At 40.7% G+C, this 18,968-nt stretch carries 23 protein-coding genes; 10 read left to right on the plus strand and 13 right to left on the minus strand.

What is annotated here, in order from left to right; translation table 11 throughout:
* Positions 1–56: 56 nt before the first annotated feature.
* The 5 genes from JNUCC41_RS27010 to JNUCC41_RS27025 form a co-directional block, all read right to left on the minus strand.
* Positions 57–191, minus strand: a complete 135-nt coding sequence (locus JNUCC41_RS27010) for a hypothetical protein (RefSeq protein ID WP_260286709.1) — start codon at positions 189–191, stop codon at positions 57–59.
* Between the two features lie 54 nt (positions 192–245).
* A complete protein-coding gene (locus JNUCC41_RS27015; RefSeq protein WP_260286709.1) occupies positions 246–380 on the minus strand; it encodes a hypothetical protein in 135 nt (44 codons plus the stop codon).
* A gap of 54 nt (positions 381–434) precedes the next feature.
* Positions 435–569 (minus strand): hypothetical protein, encoded by a 135-nt coding sequence (locus tag JNUCC41_RS27020; protein ID WP_260286708.1) that lies wholly within the window; start codon positions 567–569, stop codon positions 435–437.
* Between the two features lie 71 nt (positions 570–640).
* On the minus strand, positions 641–2,032 hold the full coding sequence (locus JNUCC41_RS02685) for an MFS transporter (RefSeq protein ID WP_192206257.1): 1,392 nt from the start codon (positions 2,030–2,032) through the stop codon (positions 641–643).
* An 88-nt stretch (positions 2,033–2,120) separates the two neighbouring features.
* On the minus strand, positions 2,121–2,249 hold the full coding sequence (locus JNUCC41_RS27025) for a hypothetical protein (RefSeq protein WP_286182314.1): 129 nt from the start codon (positions 2,247–2,249) through the stop codon (positions 2,121–2,123).
* A gap of 167 nt (positions 2,250–2,416) precedes the next feature.
* Here JNUCC41_RS27025 and JNUCC41_RS02690 point away from each other — a divergent pair, with 167 nt between their 5' ends.
* Complete coding sequence (locus JNUCC41_RS02690) at positions 2,417–3,322, plus strand: helix-turn-helix domain-containing protein (RefSeq protein WP_192206258.1); 906 nt, start codon at positions 2,417–2,419, stop codon at positions 3,320–3,322.
* 446 nt (positions 3,323–3,768) lie between these two features.
* On the plus strand, positions 3,769–4,932 hold the full coding sequence (locus tag JNUCC41_RS02695; protein ID WP_192206259.1) for an MFS transporter: 1,164 nt from the start codon (positions 3,769–3,771) through the stop codon (positions 4,930–4,932).
* Positions 4,933–5,417: 485 nt separating this feature from the next.
* Here JNUCC41_RS02695 and JNUCC41_RS02700 read toward each other — a convergent pair whose 3' ends face one another.
* From JNUCC41_RS02700 to JNUCC41_RS02720, 5 genes are all read right to left on the minus strand, one after another.
* The gene (locus JNUCC41_RS02700; RefSeq protein WP_192208010.1) at positions 5,418–6,059 is read right to left on the minus strand and encodes a response regulator transcription factor; all 642 of its coding nucleotides are present in this window, start codon (positions 6,057–6,059) and stop codon (positions 5,418–5,420) included.
* Positions 6,052–7,098: a sensor histidine kinase gene (locus tag JNUCC41_RS02705; RefSeq protein WP_192206260.1), complete on the minus strand. Its 1,047-nt coding sequence runs from the start codon at positions 7,096–7,098 to the stop codon at positions 6,052–6,054. Before JNUCC41_RS02705 ends, JNUCC41_RS02700 begins: the two co-directional genes overlap by 8 nt.
* Entirely contained in the window at positions 7,095–7,841 is a 747-nt protein-coding gene (gene liaF / locus JNUCC41_RS02710) for a cell wall-active antibiotics response protein LiaF (protein ID WP_192206261.1), read from the minus strand. The genes JNUCC41_RS02705 and liaF overlap by 4 nt, the downstream gene beginning before the upstream one ends.
* A 157-nt stretch (positions 7,842–7,998) precedes the next feature.
* Positions 7,999–8,634, minus strand: coding sequence for a PspA/IM30 family protein (locus JNUCC41_RS02715; RefSeq protein WP_192206262.1), 636 nt, complete (start codon positions 8,632–8,634; stop codon positions 7,999–8,001).
* 19 nt (positions 8,635–8,653) lie between these two features.
* Entirely contained in the window at positions 8,654–9,001 is a 348-nt protein-coding gene (locus tag JNUCC41_RS02720; protein ID WP_192206263.1) for a lmo0954 family membrane protein, read from the minus strand.
* 135 nt (positions 9,002–9,136) lie between these two features.
* Here JNUCC41_RS02720 and JNUCC41_RS02725 point away from each other — a divergent pair, with 135 nt between their 5' ends.
* Together JNUCC41_RS02725 and JNUCC41_RS02730 are read left to right on the plus strand one after the other, a co-directional pair.
* Positions 9,137–9,304: a hypothetical protein gene (locus JNUCC41_RS02725; RefSeq protein WP_192206264.1), complete on the plus strand. Its 168-nt coding sequence runs from the start codon at positions 9,137–9,139 to the stop codon at positions 9,302–9,304.
* 36 nt (positions 9,305–9,340) lie between these two features.
* Positions 9,341–9,685, plus strand: a complete 345-nt coding sequence (locus JNUCC41_RS02730) for a hypothetical protein (RefSeq protein WP_192206265.1) — start codon at positions 9,341–9,343, stop codon at positions 9,683–9,685.
* Between the two features lie 67 nt (positions 9,686–9,752).
* Here the strand turns inward: JNUCC41_RS02730 and JNUCC41_RS02735 are convergent, their stop codons facing one another.
* Positions 9,753–10,367 (minus strand): TetR/AcrR family transcriptional regulator, encoded by a 615-nt coding sequence (locus tag JNUCC41_RS02735; protein WP_192206266.1) that lies wholly within the window; start codon positions 10,365–10,367, stop codon positions 9,753–9,755.
* A 173-nt stretch (positions 10,368–10,540) separates the two neighbouring features.
* Between JNUCC41_RS02735 and kynU the strand changes: the two genes are divergently transcribed.
* The 6 genes from kynU (at position 10,541) to JNUCC41_RS02765 (ending at position 16,385) form a co-directional block, all read left to right on the plus strand.
* The gene (gene kynU, locus JNUCC41_RS02740; protein ID WP_192206267.1) at positions 10,541–11,818 is read left to right on the plus strand and encodes a kynureninase; all 1,278 of its coding nucleotides are present in this window, start codon (positions 10,541–10,543) and stop codon (positions 11,816–11,818) included.
* 89 nt (positions 11,819–11,907) lie between these two features.
* The gene (locus tag JNUCC41_RS02745) at positions 11,908–13,329 is read left to right on the plus strand and encodes an amino acid permease (protein WP_192206268.1); all 1,422 of its coding nucleotides are present in this window, start codon (positions 11,908–11,910) and stop codon (positions 13,327–13,329) included.
* A gap of 58 nt (positions 13,330–13,387) precedes the next feature.
* Positions 13,388–14,233, plus strand: a complete 846-nt coding sequence (gene kynA / locus JNUCC41_RS02750) for a tryptophan 2,3-dioxygenase (protein ID WP_192208011.1) — start codon at positions 13,388–13,390, stop codon at positions 14,231–14,233.
* 21 nt (positions 14,234–14,254) lie between these two features.
* Positions 14,255–14,881, plus strand: coding sequence for an arylformamidase (kynB, locus tag JNUCC41_RS02755; RefSeq protein ID WP_192206269.1), 627 nt, complete (start codon positions 14,255–14,257; stop codon positions 14,879–14,881).
* 422 nt (positions 14,882–15,303) lie between these two features.
* Positions 15,304–15,936 carry a LysE family translocator gene (locus tag JNUCC41_RS02760; RefSeq protein WP_192206270.1) on the plus strand — a complete coding sequence of 211 codons (633 nt, stop codon included), beginning with the start codon at positions 15,304–15,306 and terminating at the stop codon, positions 15,934–15,936.
* Between the two features lie 113 nt (positions 15,937–16,049).
* The gene (locus JNUCC41_RS02765; protein ID WP_192206271.1) at positions 16,050–16,385 is read left to right on the plus strand and encodes a hypothetical protein; all 336 of its coding nucleotides are present in this window, start codon (positions 16,050–16,052) and stop codon (positions 16,383–16,385) included.
* A 101-nt stretch (positions 16,386–16,486) separates the two neighbouring features.
* On the opposite strand, the gene JNUCC41_RS02770 is transcribed toward JNUCC41_RS02765, so the two are convergent.
* Together JNUCC41_RS02770 and JNUCC41_RS02775 are read right to left on the minus strand one after the other, a co-directional pair.
* On the minus strand, positions 16,487–17,338 hold the full coding sequence (locus JNUCC41_RS02770; protein WP_192206272.1) for an MBL fold metallo-hydrolase: 852 nt from the start codon (positions 17,336–17,338) through the stop codon (positions 16,487–16,489).
* 132 nt (positions 17,339–17,470) lie between these two features.
* Positions 17,471–18,898 carry a phospholipase D-like domain-containing protein gene (locus JNUCC41_RS02775; RefSeq protein ID WP_192206273.1) on the minus strand — a complete coding sequence of 476 codons (1,428 nt, stop codon included), beginning with the start codon at positions 18,896–18,898 and terminating at the stop codon, positions 17,471–17,473.
* Positions 18,899–18,968: the final 70 nt, after the last annotated feature.

An 18,968-nucleotide genomic window follows, 5' to 3' on the forward strand; every position in this document is an offset into this window, starting at 1 on the left:
AGTTTTTTAAAAGCTAACACTCTCTTTGAATCACCATTATGGATTTAGGATCTTACTTATTTTTCTGCGTCCGACACTGTACTGAAACGGAATGCATGAAACGCACTACCCACTTCCAGCTCTTTAGCTTCGATTACTTCAAGGTTTTCCACTAGCTTTTCCGCCTGTGTATTTTCCACTTGCTTAGTCATATGTTCCACCTCCTTACCATTTGCAATGGATTGTGCCTGTAACTCTGCTCTAATCTATTTTTCTGCGTCCGACACTGTACTGAAACGGAATGCATGAAATGCACTACCCACTTCCAGCTCTTTAGCTTCGATTACTTCAAGGTTTTCCACTAGCTTTTCCGCCTGTGTATTTTCCACTTGCTTAGTCATATGTTTCACCTCCTTACCATTTGCAATGGATTGCCTGTAACTCTTGGCTCTAATCTATTTTTCTGCGTCCGTCACTGCATTGAAACGGAATGCATGAAATGCACTACCCACTTCCAGCTCTTTAGCTTCGATTACTTCAAGATTTTCCACTAGCTTTTCCGCTTGTGTATTTTCCACTTGCTTAGTCACATGTATCACCTCCTTTAAATCAATTCAAAGCTGTCTCTTCTTGGTATATTTCACTATCAGCTAAACGGGAATCATACTTCTTCTTTCAAAGACAATTTTATATTGCTCTTTAAAAGCCTTTTATCATATATGACTGTTCCAATAGCCACCAAATATAATCCTATACAAATGAATAACACGTAGGAAAAACCAACTTTGGAAAAGTCACCTTGGTCAGTGCCATAATCCAATAAAGTGTTGAATACCCCCGCCGCGAAAGCCCCAGTTCCAAACTGTACCATCTGGAACAAACCCATATAAACCCCGGTTTCTTCCTCAGGAACGGACATCATAGCAATTTTATTTTGTGTGGGCATGGAAATGACACCTGCCAATCCAAAAAGGAGAAATGCAAATATAAAGAAAATTAAGCTGCCATTAAACATTGTCATAGTAAGGTTTACCATTCCAATTATGGAAATCGAAATAGATAGAAGTAAAAGGTTTCTATTGTCTTTTAAATCTGCAAGTTTACCTGCATACCCAGATAACAAAACGGCCAGTATCGAATCTGCCATAATAATATAGCCAACAATATCTGGTTGAATATTATGTATATCCCGCATGTAACTTGGTATGTAAAGCACAATTACATTTGTGATAGTAAAAAGAACGAATATTCTAATAATTGATGAGATAAAAATGGTGTTTTTTATTGCCTTTCTTGGAAGCAGAGAAGTATTTCCGTAGTTTGCCCGTTCATAAAATATAAATAAAATCAAACTCAATATCGTAACAGCAATAGAAAGTGACCGTCCCACTATACTAATTTCATCGTTGAATATGAATTGAAAACTGATTACCATAACCAGTAAAGCCAAACTGTTTTTTAAAGGTAAATGAAGGTTTGCCGTGATTCTTTTTTTTGATTTGGGAGTTACCATTAATACAAGAATTAAGGATATGCAACTTATGATAATCAATACTCCAAATATCATTTGCCAAGAGAAGTATTTTATTACCAAACCTCCAGCAGCTGGTCCAATAAGTGAGGCAGCCGCTAAAACTCCGGAAAACCACCCAAAAGCCCAACCTAATTTATTATCCTTAAAACTTTGCCTAATCAATAATACCTGTGCCGGTACTACCATTGCATCTGCAATTGCCTGAAGCGTCTGATAAACCAAAAACAAATTCCAATTATTTGTGGTTCCACTAAGAATGGTAGATGCGATAAATAGCGATAGGCCAAATATCAACAATTTTCTTGCCCCTAATATATCCGCCACTTTACCAAAAAGCGGAATGAGAAAAGCGAAAAAAGAAAAGAATAGAATATTTCTAATTTGAAGTGTGGAATAAGAAATATTAAAAAAGTCTACAAGATTAGGGAACGCAATCGTCAGCATGGACGTAGACATCACACTAGCTATAACACATGAAGAAATGGTTATAATCAATAATTGATCTTTATTTATTTTCATATAAATGATCCTTTTTTTATTTATTTTATTTAAATTCGCCTTTAGGTATCTTCCCTTTTTAATATAGTTTGATATTGGTATTTAAACCTCAATGCTGATTCGGCAGATCATTTATTATAGGCCGATCATCTACAGCCAAATTGAAGCTTGAATCGAATTGTACAACCATCGCTAATGTAAATAGAATGGAGAACCCAGATACTAATATTTTTTTCATATCCCTAACCTCCTGATATTGATCGATACAACTAGTATAAACCATCCAAATATGGTACATTTTTCTTGTATGAATGCTACAGAGTATTTTTTTCGATATTTTTTATGTATTTCCAATGAATTACATAAAAAAATATAAAAGTATTTATATTTTTAGGAGTTGATAAAATGGATTCAAATATTCCTTTTAAGCTCGGAAATGTACTCTACACTTTAAGAAAAAGGTCAGGCATAACACAAAAAGTCATGGCAGAGGGAATCATTACTCAAGCACAACTAAGCAACATAGAGAAGGGGAAAGTCATTCCATTAGCGACTACTTTATATGAGCTCTCATTGCGTTTAGGTATCAGCATTGAGGATATACTTTTAGAAACTTATTCAGACCGAATGGAATATAGTGAGGAAGTGAAGTCTCAAGTCAGGGTTTCTATTAGAAATAGAGAGTATAGGCAGGTAAAACGGATTCTCGAAGCAGAACAATACCATGCAGATTTCCAGTCACCTATCAATAAACAATTCATCCTCTGGCATTTGGGGATCGTAGCATATTATTGTGATAATGATATATTGAAATCCCTGGACTTTTTAGATCAAGCACTAGACTTATCTACTCATTTTCATATTTTTTCTGCTCAAAAAATAGAAATATTGAATAGCAAAGCCATTATTTATAACGAAATTACTGAATATAAAAAGTCTATTGCCTCTTATGAAGATGCCCTTAAGCAACTTCAACAACTTCCAAAAACCTCAATGAATTATAGAATTAAAGTCCGGATTCAATACGGATTGACAAAATCTTTACATAAGGACGCACAATATTATGAATCTATAAAAATTTGCTCTGATGCTATTCAAATTTTGATCCGGGAAGAATCTATGTACCTTTTGGGAGAAGTTTTATATCAGCGCGCCTTATCCTTGCAGTCACTGAACAACATGGAAAGTGCCACAAAGGGGTATGAAGAGGCAAGGAATATATTCTTATTGCAGCAGAATTACGAATTTGAGAAAGTCGTTCAGGAAAGACTATATGAGATAAAGAAATCACTTAAAGTGTATAAAGATTGAAGAATTCACTTAGCAAAACATGCTTACTTTTTTGGTTGCATTCAAATCAATTTTTTTAGGGAATGTGTTCGTCTTGGATTTAATTAAGCATGAGAGTTAAGGAAGACGGTTATTTATATCAATCAGTACACAAAAATAATTAACCCGTAATAAAAAAGTCCCAATAACTACCTTTTCCAAAATGGGTGTCATGAATAGACTAATAAAAAAAACCTAGCTTATTCAAGCTGGAAAGCAAAGGATAGCATAAGGGGTCCCTATCTATATTCCTCGTTGTCATGAATTTTGAAAGGCATCTACCCTCATGGGTCAAGAATCTCTTTGAAACCCACTCTATCATTCTATTTTCATCTTAAAATTAAAACTATTTTTTCAAATTCTGTCATCAATGTTACAATAACAAGGTTGAAATCAATCTATAGAACACGTGAGGTATCATATTTTTTATGAAAGCAATACGATTATTAAAGGGTTTTAACTTTTTATATTTTGGACTGCTTGCCATTTTCATTCCGTTTCTCCCAGTCTATCTGGCTGATCAAGGTTTGCGTCCTGCCCAAATCGGATTCATCGTCGGTACAGGAGGTTTTGTCACCCTCATCACCCAGCCTTTATGGGGAATGATCAGCGACAAAACAAGGACAATACGAAAAGTCCTGTTGTTACTCATCTTTTTCTCGAGCATAATCGGTTATTTCCTCTATGATTCAAGCAGTTATCTTCAGCTCATCCTGTTTGCCATGCTGCTATATTTCTTTTTGATGCCGATCGATCCCTTGACGGAAAGCCTCAATTTTACGATGGCAGAGAAATCCGGGATCAGCTACGGCTCCATCCGGACATATGGTGCATTGGGTTATGCGGTCATATCGCTGATCACCGGCTATGTTATGTCTTATTTCGGGGCGAACAGCCTTGCCTTCCTTTTTGCAGGCATTGGTTTGATCAGTTTCATTATCAGCTGGATGATGCCTGATGCACCCGTTTCAGGGAAACCTGTCACCTTTAGCAGCCTTAAGCATTTTTTCGGCAATAAAGAGACGCTTCTCTTTCTGTTATTGGTCTTTATTTGTGCTGTTCCAGCAAGGATGAACGATACTTTCCTCGGGGTGTATATCCGGGAACTTGGAGGAAGTGCCAAGCTTGTAGGCTTGACCTGGTTCTTAGCGGCGGGAAGTGAAATCGTTGTGTTCGCCCTAAGTTTTTGGTGGCTTCGCAAGGGTAAGGAAATCATCATCATTTCGTTTGCAGCAGCGTTTTTCTTTATCCGTTATTTCGTCTCTGCGTGGATTACCGATCCACAGCTATTAGCTTATTTGCAAGTCATGCAGCTATTGACTTTCCCGATTTTCTACTCGGCGGCCATCCAATATCTATATCGGATCGTTCCGGTGGAATGGCGCGCCACAGGCCAGACCGTACTGGCGCTGCTATTCTTCGGGGTTTCGGGAATCATTGCTTCTTATATAGGCGGAGCCATATATGGGACTTACGGCGGCAAGACCCTTTACCTGTTCATCTCCTCCATCTCCTTTATAGGAATGGTATTCGCTTTGGTTCTTTATCGGATCTACGGCAAGAGGCTCGATACCGCAGATGAAGCTGTATAATGAAAAAAATCTTATAAAAAAGAGCATGTTTTGATCAAAACATGCTCTTTTGCATTCCGTTAGCGAAATAATGGGGCAACCGTTAACATTAGCACAGAGAAGCAAAGCAGTATAGTGGTTGTCCTGTTTGAGAGTTTTACTTGTCTGTCATTTTTATAGAACCCAGAAAATTGAAGCCGGTTTTTATAGAGTACATAAAGTAATGGGAAAATTGCCAAAGCAACAACCCATCCGCCCGTGGTATTCTCTACGGTTATACCAAAAATCGCATAGATTGAATTAATGATGAACCCCATTATCATTCCAATAACGAAAATGATGGTGATTATACGAAATAATTCTAAGATCACTCTTAACATCATTTCACCTGCCTTTTTCCCGTTATCCATAAAAAAAGGCTGCGTCAGCAACCTTGAAAAAACTTTACAGGATGGGATAGTTCCCTAAATATAACAAACTTTCCTCTATTAGTAAATGGACCCTCTTCACTGATCTTCTTGAACGAGCGAATGTTTAAAAGCGTAAATCACTGCTTGCGTGCGGTCCTGCACGGCAAGCTTACTTAATATATTGCTGACATGCACTTTGGCTGTTTTCAGGGCTATGTAAAGTTCATCCGCAATTTCCTGATTCGTTTTCCCTTGTGTCATCAGCAGCAAGATTTCCATTTCACGGTTTGTCAATTGATCATGAAGCTCGGTAATCTTTGGGCGACGCAACTTCTCCATCATTTTTCCCGTCACTTCAGGTTCAAGTACGCTTTGTCCCTGGAAAGTGGAACGGACGGCTCTCGCAATCTCGCTGGCCTTTGATGTTTTCAACATATAGCTCGTCGCCCCGGCTTCCAATGCCGGGTACACTTTTTCATCATCCAGGAAGCTTGTCACAATGATGATCTTTGCTTCAGGCCATTTTTCAATAATTCGTTTCGTCGCTTCTATGCCGTCCATTTCAGGCATCACCAAATCCATCAAAATGATATCCGGACGCAATTCCATTGCCAGTTCGACAGCTTTCAAGCCATTGTCCGCTTCCCCGATCACCTCGATATCCGACTGTGCAGATAAATAAGCCGATACCCCTATCCTTACCATTTCATGGTCATCGACAAATAATACTTTAATCATCATGATCACCTCCAGCATTTAATAATGGGATTTTCACTTCAAGTTTCGTTCCTTTATTCGGAACGCTTACAAGTTGCATCGTTCCGCCTAATTCAACAGCCCGTTCATGCATGTTTTGCAAACCATATGATCCCGTTTTCGACTCCTCGACATTAAAACCGATGCCGTCATCCGTTATCCGTAAAATGATCATCCCATCACGAACGATCAATAGCACTTCAAGCGAGTTCGCTTTTGCATGTCTCAGTGTATTGGAAATCGATTCTTGTAAAATCCGAAACAGATGGTCCTCAATCCCCTTATCCAGAGTGACAGGCTCCATCTTCCAATTTATATCCATCGTCACTTTTTGGGCCAATTCCAAAAGAAGCTCCTTCATTCCTTCATGTAAAGATTTTCCCTTTAATGCAACAGGCCTCAAGTGAAGCAATAACGCCCTCATCTCAAGCTGGGATTGATGGATCATTTCTTCCACTACCTTGAATTGTTTCATTTCCGCTTTTTCCATATCGGATTGTGACTCGGTGATGGCCGACATGAACATCGAAGCGGCAAACAATTGCTGGCTCACCGAATCATGCAGCTCCCGCGCCAAACGGTTTCGTTCCTGGGAAACGATTTCCTGAATCTGTTTCTCCTGATCTATGGCCTTTTCATTCGCCATTTTTTGTGATAATTTTGTCTGCTCATTGATTTGCTTATGGATCAGTTGCATCCGTTCCGCCATTTTAGCCATCTCTTGGACAGGATACGTCTCCTCTTGCGAAGGTAAGCGGCCCTGTTCAAGCAAATGCAGCCCTTCATCCACCCTTTCGAGCTGCCTCTTCCAAAACATTCCCGAAACGACTCCATAAATCAGCCCTACCGTCATGACCAGACTTGGCAGGAATATGACGAAGGGTAAGCCCATGACCACTTTCTCCCACAATAAGCTCCAGTCTGATAAAGGAAAGATGAAGAAAACCGCAGCCGGCAAGGCAAGGGACAGAACGAAAGCAACACCAAGGGCAGTCAATATCTGCCGTGCCAGTATACTCATATCCGCTTCACCTCTAAATCCCCAACTAAGATTGAAGTGATGATATGGACCTTGTGATCCGTTTCATTGAACCCTTCCGTTTGGTAGGAATAAATTTGATTAAAGACCCTGGATTCAGGCTTATTTTCAAAAATCCGCGCCCTGCCTGCAATGACAGAATGATGGACCCTGATTTCGACGCCATATGGGACGAGAACAGTGATATTGCCAATGATATTCCTGATGGAAATGACAGCGTCGCCTTTCGGTAAAATCGTTTTGCTTAAATCGATAACCGTATCACCGATCCCGCCCTGAACATTCACGGAATTCCATTCATATACATGCTCGGCCGTCTGTTGATGACCGAAAAACTTATTTTTAAACAGGTAATTGATTTTTAGCAATCGTTCCTTATTGATCTTTTCTTCGTCAGAATCGTCATTGGTTAAAATGGGACTGACCCAATCAGGATTCTTTTTGGACTGATAATATAAAAACAAAAGATAAATGAGGATCGCCATTAGGAAAAATTTAAAGACGAACATATTCAAGACATTGATGATAAGGGAAATCAACCCTATAAAAAATAGGATTTTCCCGATGGTCCGTTTTGTGAATTTCCTGCCTACATAGATGCATCCTATTGAAAAAGCGAGGGGAAAAAGGAGACCCCCTCCCTTAAATGCAATCTCTAAAAAAATCAGGACGACTCCGATGAGAAGTATCCATCCCATATAATCCGTCTTCATCTTGTTCAACATCGGTTCGCCTCCCCTGTATATGATCATGATATTCTTAAAAGGCACAGGAACCCGTGCCTTTTAAGAATACCATGAAATTATCATGTTCTGACAGCCTGTTTTCCCCCGCCCTCCATTCCAAAAGGTCAGGGGATAACAGCGATGCCATAAAAAACCTTTACGCTTCTTTTTGTTCCAATTCTTTTTCAAGCTGGACAATCCTGGCATCGATCGTATGCCGATTATAATCAGTATGGACCTGGTGCTCGATGCGATCGATATAATGCTCCATTTCTTCAAACATCGCTACCGGTTTGGCTTCGGATCTGCCCCCATCCAAAACCCGATTGATCCGGTTGTTTGCCCGGGCAATATTTTCCCTGCCCATGAGCTCCAGACGCTGCAGATGCATATCCTTCAGTTTATGCTTCATTTCTTCATATTTCCGCTCCAGTTCAGCCAACTGAACCTCTGCACTTTTATGCGCCTCCTTCAAGCTTAGCGCTCGCTCTTCATAGTGCAGGCTTTCCTTTACAGCAAACTCCATTAAATCCGTTTCTCCCGACTGCTTGGCAATCTCAGCCTGATGCTTACGTTTTTCAGCCAGATTTTGCGCTTGATTAAATTCACGCACAAACTCTTCTTTCAGAAGATATTGACGTTCAAGCAGCTTACCGACCTTTTCTGTCTCCTGCTCACATTGACGCAAATATTGATTTAACATTCCGATTGGGTTTTTTTGCTCTTTTTTATCCAACAAGTCGTGAAAATCCGCTGAAATCGTTTGTTTCATTCTTGAAAATAAATTACCCATTCTAATTACATCCCTTCTATTAGTTCTTATTCAACTCTTTCCACTCTCTTTCAAAATTTGAGAATGGGTCATTTTCTTTAGATGATGCACTTTCATCATTTTCATTCCATTTTTTATAAACCAGGTAAAGAACATAAGCTGCCACCAGTCCCAATATTGCCGGGATATGGGAAATAGAAACGATCAGCACGATAATGGAGACTGATCCCCACGCAATCTTCGCCCCTGTCGATTCGGACTTCATGAACTGCTTGAATCCAAAGTATAGGATCGTCAAGCAAATCGCCAGGCTGATCAGTGGACCAACGTTCGCCAGTAACAGAAAAAGCGCGATCAGTCCTACAATAAACAAACCAAATTTCTTCATTGTTTTCGTCCTCCTTTCTATGTTTATATCTTATCTATTTTTACAAGTTCGTATAATGAGCCTTAGCTATATTTTCTAGTAAGACTTAAGGCGTAGACGCCGTAAGTCCGATGCTAATGAGGGCGTTTTATTAGTGTGTTTTGGCGGTTTACACGTGAATTTGGGCAGTTTACTTGTGAGTTTTGCTGCTTTACTCGTGAGTTTGGGCAGCTTACTCGTGAGTTTTGCTGTTTTACTCGTGAATTTGGGCAGTTTACTCGTGAATTCTGCTGGTTTACTCGTGAGTTTGGCGTTTACTCGTGAATTCCGCCGCTTTACTCGTAAGTTTTGCGTTTACTCGTGAATTCTGCGGTTTTACTCGTGAGTTTTGCGTTTACTCGTGAATTCTGCGGTTTTACTCGTGAGTTTGGGCAGTTTACTCGTGAGTTTTGCTGTTTTACTCGTAAATTCTGCGGTTTTACTCGTGAGTTCCGCCGCTTTACTCGTGAATTTGGGCAGTTTACTCGTGAGTTCCGCCGCTTTACTCGTGAATTCTGCGGCTTTACTCGTGAATTCCGCCGTTTTACTCGTAAATTCTGCGGTTTTACTCGTGAGTTCCGCCGCTTTACTCGTGAATTTGGGCAGTTTACTCGTGAATTCCGCCGCTTTACTCGTGAGTTTAATGTTTTTGCTCGAAATGCTTAATGTTGTAAAGCCTTGAATAAAAAAAATCTTCCGATATTACCGGAAGATTGGTGAACTGCCATAATCATTACAAATACAAGCCTTCGACGTACACTGAGGTGATGGTTTGAGCAATTTCTTCGACAGAACTTTGATGTTCGTTTCGGACGATTTCCCACAGATACATTTCATTTGTGAAAAACCATCCTCTTGCCACAAGCTCATGGTTTAGTTCAGTTCTTGCCAGTCCATTTTGCTGTGCATAGGCGACGTCCTTTGAAATTCGCTGAATGAACTTCATGCGGATCGCTTTCCATTTATCTGAAATAATGGTTGAGAACCCAATGGCCTGTTCGAAAACTTGCATCATATTGCGTTCAGCTTCAGCCATTTTCAAAAAAGCATTAGCTTGTCTGTTTATGATATGTTTTGCTTCGTCTTTTGATTTTGGAAAGAAAGAGGTTTCGGCAATTTCATAAAATTGCTCCATTACATTTTCCATTAATACAATCAGCAGATCCTCTTTCCCTTTAAAATGAACATAGGCCGTTCCGTATCCGATGTTTGCCCTTTTGATCATTTGGGAAATAAGCGCAGCTTGATAACCTTCTTCAAGAAATGTTTCCTTTGCAGCTTCTAATAACTTTTGCCGTGTCATGATCGAGCGTAAATGCCGCTTATCCCCTACTTTGCCATTCTCCATGCTTATTCCTCCCCTTATCTTCTAGCATAAAGGATTTCCATAAAATAAAAAACATTTGTTGGAAAGGTTGATTCAATGTTTATAATTTTCTGAATTAACTTATTGACACCGTGTCATATTCTTTGGTACGATTCTCCTAGAATTATTTAGAATACTAATATAGGAGGATGATTATGGTTTCTGAATACACATTGGATCACGCTAAACAAATGGATGAGAAAGATACTCTTAAAGGATTTCGAGAAGAGTTTTATTTAAAGCCGGGTTCCATCTATATGGATGGAAATTCATTGGGGCTTCTTTCGAAAAGGGCTGAGCGCACTCTTTTGGAATCTTTGGAAGATTGGAAGGAACATGGAATCGATGGATGGACGCAAGGAAATCACCCATGGTTTTTCATGGCTGAGAAATTGGGAGCGAAGATGGCCCCATTGGTTGGGGCTTCTCCCGAGGAAGTTATCGTAACCGGCTCCACAACTGTAAATCTGCATCAGCTTGTTGCCACTTTTTATAAGCCAGAAGGTACGCGCACAAAAATTTTAGCAGATGAATTAACCTTTCCGACTGATATTTATGCCCTTCAAAGTCAGCTGCGTACACATGGATACGATCCGGAGACAGATCTCATCCGCGTCAAAAGCTCGGATGGCAGATTTCTTGAAGAGGATGACATCATCAAGGCAATGAACGATGACATCGCTTTGATCATCTTGCCTACAGTCCTGTATCGCAGCGGTCAAATATTGGATATGAAACGATTAACTGCTGAAGCTCATAAAAGAGGAATCGTAATCGGATTTGACGGATGTCATTCTATCGGTGCAATTCCGCATTCATTCAGCGAATGGGATGTGGATTTTGCGTATTGGTGCAATTATAAACATTTAAATGGCGGCCCTGGCGGTGTCGGCGGTTTATATGTAAATCGAAAACATTTTGGAACGATGCCTGGATTGGCTGGATGGTTCAGCTCCAAAAAAGATAAACAATTTGATATGGAACATACGTTAACACCAGCTGAATCAGCAGGCGCGTATCAAATCGGCACTCCCCATGTGTTAAGTTGTGCACCTTTGATTGGGTCTTTGGACATTTTTATTGAAGCGGGAATCGAGAATATTCGCGAAAAATCCCTGAAAATCAATCAATATTTAATGGATTTAGTCGAATCCGAATTGGCAGACATGGGATTTTTCATCGGAACTCCTAGAGAAGACAAGCGCCGCGGAGGTCATGTAAGCCTTGAGCATAAAGAAGCTGCACGGATATGCAAGGCATTGAAAGAGAACGGTGTCATTCCCGATTTCCGAGCACCTAACATCATTCGTCTCGCTCCGGTTGCACTATATACTTCCTACGCAGAAGTTTGGGAAGTTGTACAAATACTCAAGAAAATCATGTCAGAAAAACAATATGAAAAATTCAAGAATGAGCGTGAAGTGGTCGCATAACATGGAATTCCGCCAGATGGGGCTCATCCCTCAAATGGTCAGTTAATGTGAGCAGGATAAAATCTTTTTTGATAAAAAGGGGATGAACTATGGAGAACAAAAATACTCAATTGAACTTTAAAGATGAGCCAGAAAAAGGATTAAAACGTGAGCTGGAAACAAATCAGCTTTCCATGATCGCTATGGGCTGCGCCATCGGGACAGGGCTATTCCTTGGCAGCGGGCTTGCCATTCAAGCGGCAGGGCCAAGTGTATTGCTCAGCTATGCACTCGGGGCATTCATTGTTTTACTGTTGATGGGCTGTTTAGCCGAAATGACGGTTGCCCATCCCACTTCCGGATCTTTTGGGGCCATTGCTGAAAAGTACATGACTCCGATGGCTGGCTATCTTGTCCGCTATTCTTATTGGATTGCCAATGTTTTGGCTGTTGGGGTTGAGGTAAGTGCAGTCAGCGTGTATATGAAGTATTGGTTTCCGACCGTGCCGGGAATCGTATGGATTTTAGTGTTTGCAGGTGCACTGATTTATGTAAATGCTACTAGCGTGAATACATTCGCTACATTTGAGTATTGGTTCTCCTTCATTAAAATAAGTGCCATTGTTGGTTTTATCCTTCTTGGATCGTATGTACTATTCGGTTCTTCCGATCAGCCGCATATAGGACCTGAGAACTTTGTAAATGAAGGCGGTTTTTTCCCATTTGGCGGGTGGGGAATGTGGGTGGCCGTATTTATTTCTTTATTCAGCTTTCTTGGAACAGAAATGATAGCGGTTACATCGGGAGAAGCAAAAGATCCGGATGCAGCTGTTCCAAAAGCCTTAAAAGCGACCGTGTTCCGTTTATCCACCTTCTATGTGCTGACAATCGGCATCATGTTGATGATCGTACCGTGGAAAACGGCTGGGATTGAGGAAAGTCCATTCGTCAAAGTAATGGAAATCTTGAACATTCCTGGTGCATCCGGGATCATGAACTTTATTATTTTAACGGCTGCAGTATCTGCCATGAATGCCCAGCTCTATGCTTCAACACGTATGATGTTTTCATTGGCTCGCGGAAAACATGCACCTAGCTTTTTAGGAAAGCTAAACAAAAGGGGCGTTCCGGGAAAAGCACTTGCTGTCTCTACAACCGGGATTTTCATTGCGGCAGGCGTTCATGCGTTACTTCCTGGTTCATCCTATGCATTCATGATGGGGATCTCCATGTTCGGTGCCATGTTCACATGGCTCATGATCTTCATTTCCCATTTGTTTTTCAGGGTTAAATGGGAGAAAACCGGCGGACGCAAATTACCGGTAAGGATGATCGGTTTTCCCTATTTAACGATATTGGGCGCCGTTCTTCTATTCAGCTTAATGATTACAACATGGTTTACAGATTTCAAGATCATGCTTCAATTCGGGATACCTTGGTTACTATTTTTAACTATTGCTTATTTTGTTTCAAAAAGAAGAAATATTAACCATAATGTAATGGAAGAACCTCTGGAAAAGAAGATAGAATAGAATGACGGAATAAATAGTTTTGCATTTGGAAAAGTGAGGAGATTGCGGAATGAAGAATATGGATAACAATGAACAAACAATAACTGGTCTAGAGAAAGAAATTCAAACCGATTTTCAAAAAGCGATGTCTTACGGAGATTATCTCCACCTAGATAAGATTTTAACTAGTCAACATAGATGTTCCGATCATCATGATGAAATGCTATTCATCATTATCCATCAAGCGAGTGAGCTATGGATGAAGCTCATTTTGCATGAGTTGACAGCAGCAACTGAGTCCATCCGCCAAAACAAGTTGGAACCTTCGTTTAAAATGCTGTCGCGCGTTTCGAGGATCCAGCAGCAATTGATCCAGTCCTGGAATGTCCTTTCAACTTTGACGCCGGCTGAATACATGGAGTTCAGGGATAAACTGGGACAATCTTCCGGGTTCCAATCTTATCAGAATCGTTTGATTGAATTTGCATTAGGAAACAAAAATGTCCATACGCTATCAGTCTATCAGCACCAAACAGATTTATACGGGCAAATGCAGCAGGCCCTTCATGAACCAAGTATTTATGACGCGGCGATCAATGCACTTGTGGCGCGCGGATTACCTATTGATCAAGAAGCCACCAGCAGGGATTGGTCACAAAGATATGAACCAAATGCCAGTGTAGAAGAGGCGTGGCTGACAGTTTACCGCGATGTTGAGCAATATTGGGACTTATATGAGCTGGGCGAGAAGTTAGTGGACATTGGCCATCAACAGCAATTATGGCGTTTTAATCATATGACTACAGTGGAAAGAATTATTGGTAATAAACAAGGTACTGGCGGATCATCAGGTGTAACGTATTTAAAAAGAGCGCTCGATCAACACTTTTTCCCGGAACTATGGAGTCTAAGAACGAAGCTATAAGAAGAGATGGAGGTAAGGTGCATGGGGACATGGATTGATATTTCACAACGTCTGGATGAAAACGTTGCAGTTTGGCCTGGAGATACACCTTTTTCATACAAAGTCAATTGGAGTAAAGAAGAAAGTGGATCTGTCAATGTAGGTCAAATCAATATGAGTATCCACACCGGTACCCATATTGATGCTCCTTTTCATTTTGATGACGATGGAAAAAGAGTGATTGATTTGGATCTCGATTTATATATGGGAAGTGCCCGGGTTATCCATTTACCTAACAAAACAAGCATCGGTGTCAATGAATTATCCAGTATAGACCTGCAAGGCGTTACCCGTCTGTTAATTCGGACGGACGCTTGGAAGAATCGGAGTGTGTTTCCACAAACCATTCCTCATATCCAGCCAGAATTAGCGGCATATCTTTCAGAACACGGCGTTCGTCTTATTGGTCTTGATTTACCATCAGTAGATCCCTTGGATAGTAAAGAACTATCTGCACATCATGAACTTGCCGGTCATGGAATTCACATTTTGGAAGGTCTTGTACTAGACGGTATAGGAACGGGTAATTATGAGTTGGCTGCCCTCCCTCTTCCATTAGTTGAAGCAGATGGAAGTCCGGTACGTGCTGTGTTGAAAAAGTTACCCTAACTTATAACAGTGTTGGCAATGAACTAATAAAAAAACGAGCCAGATCAAAAAATGATTTGGCTTGTTTTTTGTTTCATTAAGGCTGTTTTCGCTTACTTTGTTGCTATTTTCCAAGTAAAGCGGTGTGGTTGATTTCCCCTCCAGATGCTCGCTTTCCGCGGGGCGGGCGGTGAGCCTCCACGGCGTATACGCCTGTGGGGTCTCACCTGTCCCGCTGCTCCCGCAGGAGTCTCGCACTTGCGCTCCAATCAACCTTAAATCGTTTCGTTTTAAAACAACAATCTTTACGAAAAGAGCCTTTATTAAACTTTCCCCTCTCATCCATTATCCTGGGAAAATCATGACCATCAAATTTTTCCCCTAAACCAAGTACATCTATGTTATAATTTTCAGAATTCATCACTAAGAGCGGAGGTCCGAATATGGAAAACTTTTATTTGTTCATCATCATGTGCATCCTTCTCATCATCTTACCTGGTCCAGATACAGCAATAGCCACAAGGAATACCGTTACCGTGGGGACGTCGGGAGGTTTTAAAACGATGTTCGGCACATGCTGTGCCCTGCTTATTCATACATCAGCTGCCGTGTTCGGACTTTCAGCAATCATTGTGAAATCCGCTTTACTATTTTCCATCTTCAAATATGTCGGTGCCGTTTACTTGGTATATCTAGGCTTCAAGACCCTATGGGGATTAAGGAATAAACAAGTGGCCGCAGCGGCGGAAATGCCCGTCAAAAGTAAATACGAAAACCAGTCTTGCTTTAAGCAAGGGTTCCTTACCAACCTGCTGAACCCTAAAGTGGCCGTCTTCTTTTTAACATTTCTGCCTCAGTTCGTGAATCCGGGAAATGATACGTTTTTACCGTTCCTGATCATGGGCATGACGTATACCGTGTTAACTGTGTTGTGGTTTGTCTTTTATATCTATCTGTTGAACCAGATCAGTGCTTTTATGAAAAAGCCTAGAACCCAAGCGATTTTCGAGGGTATAACCGGGACGGCCTTGATCGGTTTCGGGATAAAGCTAGCCCTGGAAAAAGCTCATAATTAATTTGAACTGCACCCTAATCGTTAGCCAACATCTAACAATTGGAGGTGCAGTTTTTATGAGTTATGATACAATAAAAACCATAATTTGGTGTTTTTATACAAGAAGAAAATGGCATGCCAACTAATGAAGTTCGGAAAACAAAGGATATCGGTTTTGGTTCACTTTCTTTTGCGCTATGTTTAATCGGAATATTGTTTACCTTTCAATTTGGTGATAAGCCTTGTTTTGGAGATAATATTTTAAATACTATCGGACTTAGCGCATGGTCGAATGGAGATTCAGGCATTCATTATACAATGTTCTATTCGGCTATATTTTTCATCCCCTCCTTTATCATTGGTCATATTCATCCCGATGATAGAGGAGCAAAGGCAGGGAAAATTATCTCAGGTTTCCTATCCATTCTTATTGTTACAGTACTATTAATGATTATTATCGATTTTTTGTAGTTCGGTTGCGGAAAAAGGGTATGAGCCCCATATTACCGAACCCATACCCCACCAAAACCTTTATTAAAGTGTTTACCTTGTTGTGTTCTTTAGTGCTTGTATCACTCAACATAGCCATTCACGAAAAATCTAACCGTTTCGAGCTCGTCCTCGGTTAAATCCCTCTTTAATTCTTTAGCCAATTCCTGCTCCATTAAATCTTGGTTTCCCCGATGCTTGACCACGGTTCTGGCACATTCTTTCATTAGCTTTAACTCCGCCTCCATCTCCTGTCTCGAGCAAGGCCGAGCATGATGGGAGAGGATATATGTTTCGGCATCATAGGCTTCAATTTTCTTAATGAGAAGTGAAGCCTGTTCAGCCGTATAATTCCACTTTTCAGCATAAAGATTGGCATAAAGGCAATCTCCCAGAAATAACGTTTTTTCTTCTTGTACATAAATGATGCAGGAATCTTTGGCATGGTCGCCGCCAACATGTTCAATGATACAGGTTATATTGCCGAGATCGATCGTCATCGTTTTTTCAAAGATGATATCAGGCAGGGGGAAGGTAATCTCTCTATTCGTCCCATGTTCCAATTTGATTGCATCGGCGCAAAAGAGAATCTCCGTCCCTTCTTCGACCCGTTGATCAAGGGCTTGATCTTCCCATGAAAGCTGCTGCATATCTTTCATGTTCGTGTATGTTTTTTCCTGACAAATCACCGGAATCTTGATATTCTCCAGCCCGAATACATGGTCCCAGTGTGAATGGGTAAGAACGAGGAAATTCCCGCTTATATCATGCCGAAGCAATTCGTCCTTAAAGAGCTGTGCATGCCTGACAGAGTTACCGGCATCGATGATGAGCGTTTTCTTGTTTCCCGTAATGGCGGCAAGTACCGGGCGATCGGTTTCCTGAACTGGCGTCAGATAGGCAATATGTTTCGATAGGTGCTGTAATGTTTGCATGTTTCTGTTCTCCTTACGATAGTTGTGATTAGCTTGCTCAAGTATAGCAAATTACACATGCTTTCATAAGATACACTCCGCGAAAGGTTAAAAAGACAACAATCACTCAGATTGCTGTCCTTTCGTCATCATTTAAATGAACCTATTCAAATATACGGTAATTTTCGAGAGGGCATTTAAAAAGGTGGCTTTAAAAAAAGACTCTTCCTTTTTCTGATCTTCAGGCAGTTCTATATATTTTTTATTGTCAGCAATGAGTGTACTATTCAACATTTTCGACTCGATCGCCACTGTCAGCTGCTCGGCAAATGCTTCACTATCGATGACCACCATCGATTCTGTATTTAAAAAGGCAGATCGAGAATCCAAATTGTAGGAACCCACTGCACTTAATCGTTGATCATAGACAACCGATTTACCATGCAAAGAATAAGGCTTTGAATATTCATAAAGCCTTGCCCCCGTTTCAACGATACTATCCCTACGCGCCAAGTATCCGGAAAAAGCGATCACATTCGGGGTTGATGCCGTAGAGTTGGTAAGTATCGTCCAATCAGCCTTTGAATCCAGCTTCTTCGGTACATATTGCTTCAAAGCATCCGCGGGAACAATATAGGGACTTTGAATAATTACCGATTGATTGGCATTCGCCGCAATATCCAATAAAGATCTCCACACAAAAGGGTATTTATTGAAACGTTCGATTGGATTATGAATGAAGGACACTTTTTTAGTAGGTGTTGTAGCCTTGCTCCAATCGACGGCTGGATGAACGAAATCGGCTTCAGTTTGCAAAGCTGCGCTGTATTGTTTCACCAATGCATCTCTTTCACGTTTCCCTTTTTCCGTTTGCCTTTTCGAAAGGTTTGAAAAGACATCGCTCGTATACGGATGGTTCCATAATTCATTCATATAGACCTTCATTTCAACGATTACACTATCTTTTTCCTCTTTAGCATTGAAAATGAGCACATCCCTGTCATAGACATAATTCTTCGGCGGCTTGCTGGCTAAATACTTATCGGCGATATTTCTCCCTCCGATGATGCCCAACTTCCCATCTACAATGATGATTTTGTCATGAAGGCGATTATGCCAGGTCCACGGCTTAAATGGCTTAACGGTTTCGTAATATCTTAATTCAATGTTTTCATGCGAGGCCAAGGCATAACGGGCACTGCTTAATTGACCTCTGAGTCCATGAGATATTCCATCCAAAAGAATTCGGACTTTGACACCTCTGTCAGCCGCTTCGATCAAGGCTCCAATAATAAGTTCGGTTGATTTGCCTTTTCCAAAAGCATAGTAGGCAATATTGATTGAATGCTGGGCTTCCTGGATCATTCGCATCCGAGCGAGTCCCGACTCATAGCCGTCTTCGAGAAGCAGGACACGATCCACGGTGGATTCCTTCTCACCCATATATTCACTCACATGTTTAATCGGCCTATTTTCTTTTTTTTCTGCTTTGGGGAAAAGAACCACTGCAGTCACCACTACATAAAGGAAATATAATAGAAGAACGATCAGAAACCCTATTATTGCCGTTTTTACAGTCATTGAGCACTCCCCCCTTCAAGCGATATTTTATTACTATTTGTAATATGCGAAGACTCTATTCACCATCTGC

The sequence above is a fragment of the Brevibacillus sp. JNUCC-41 genome, assembly GCF_014844095.1.
GTDB lineage: Bacteria > Bacillota > Bacilli > Bacillales > DSM-1321 > Peribacillus > Peribacillus aracenensis.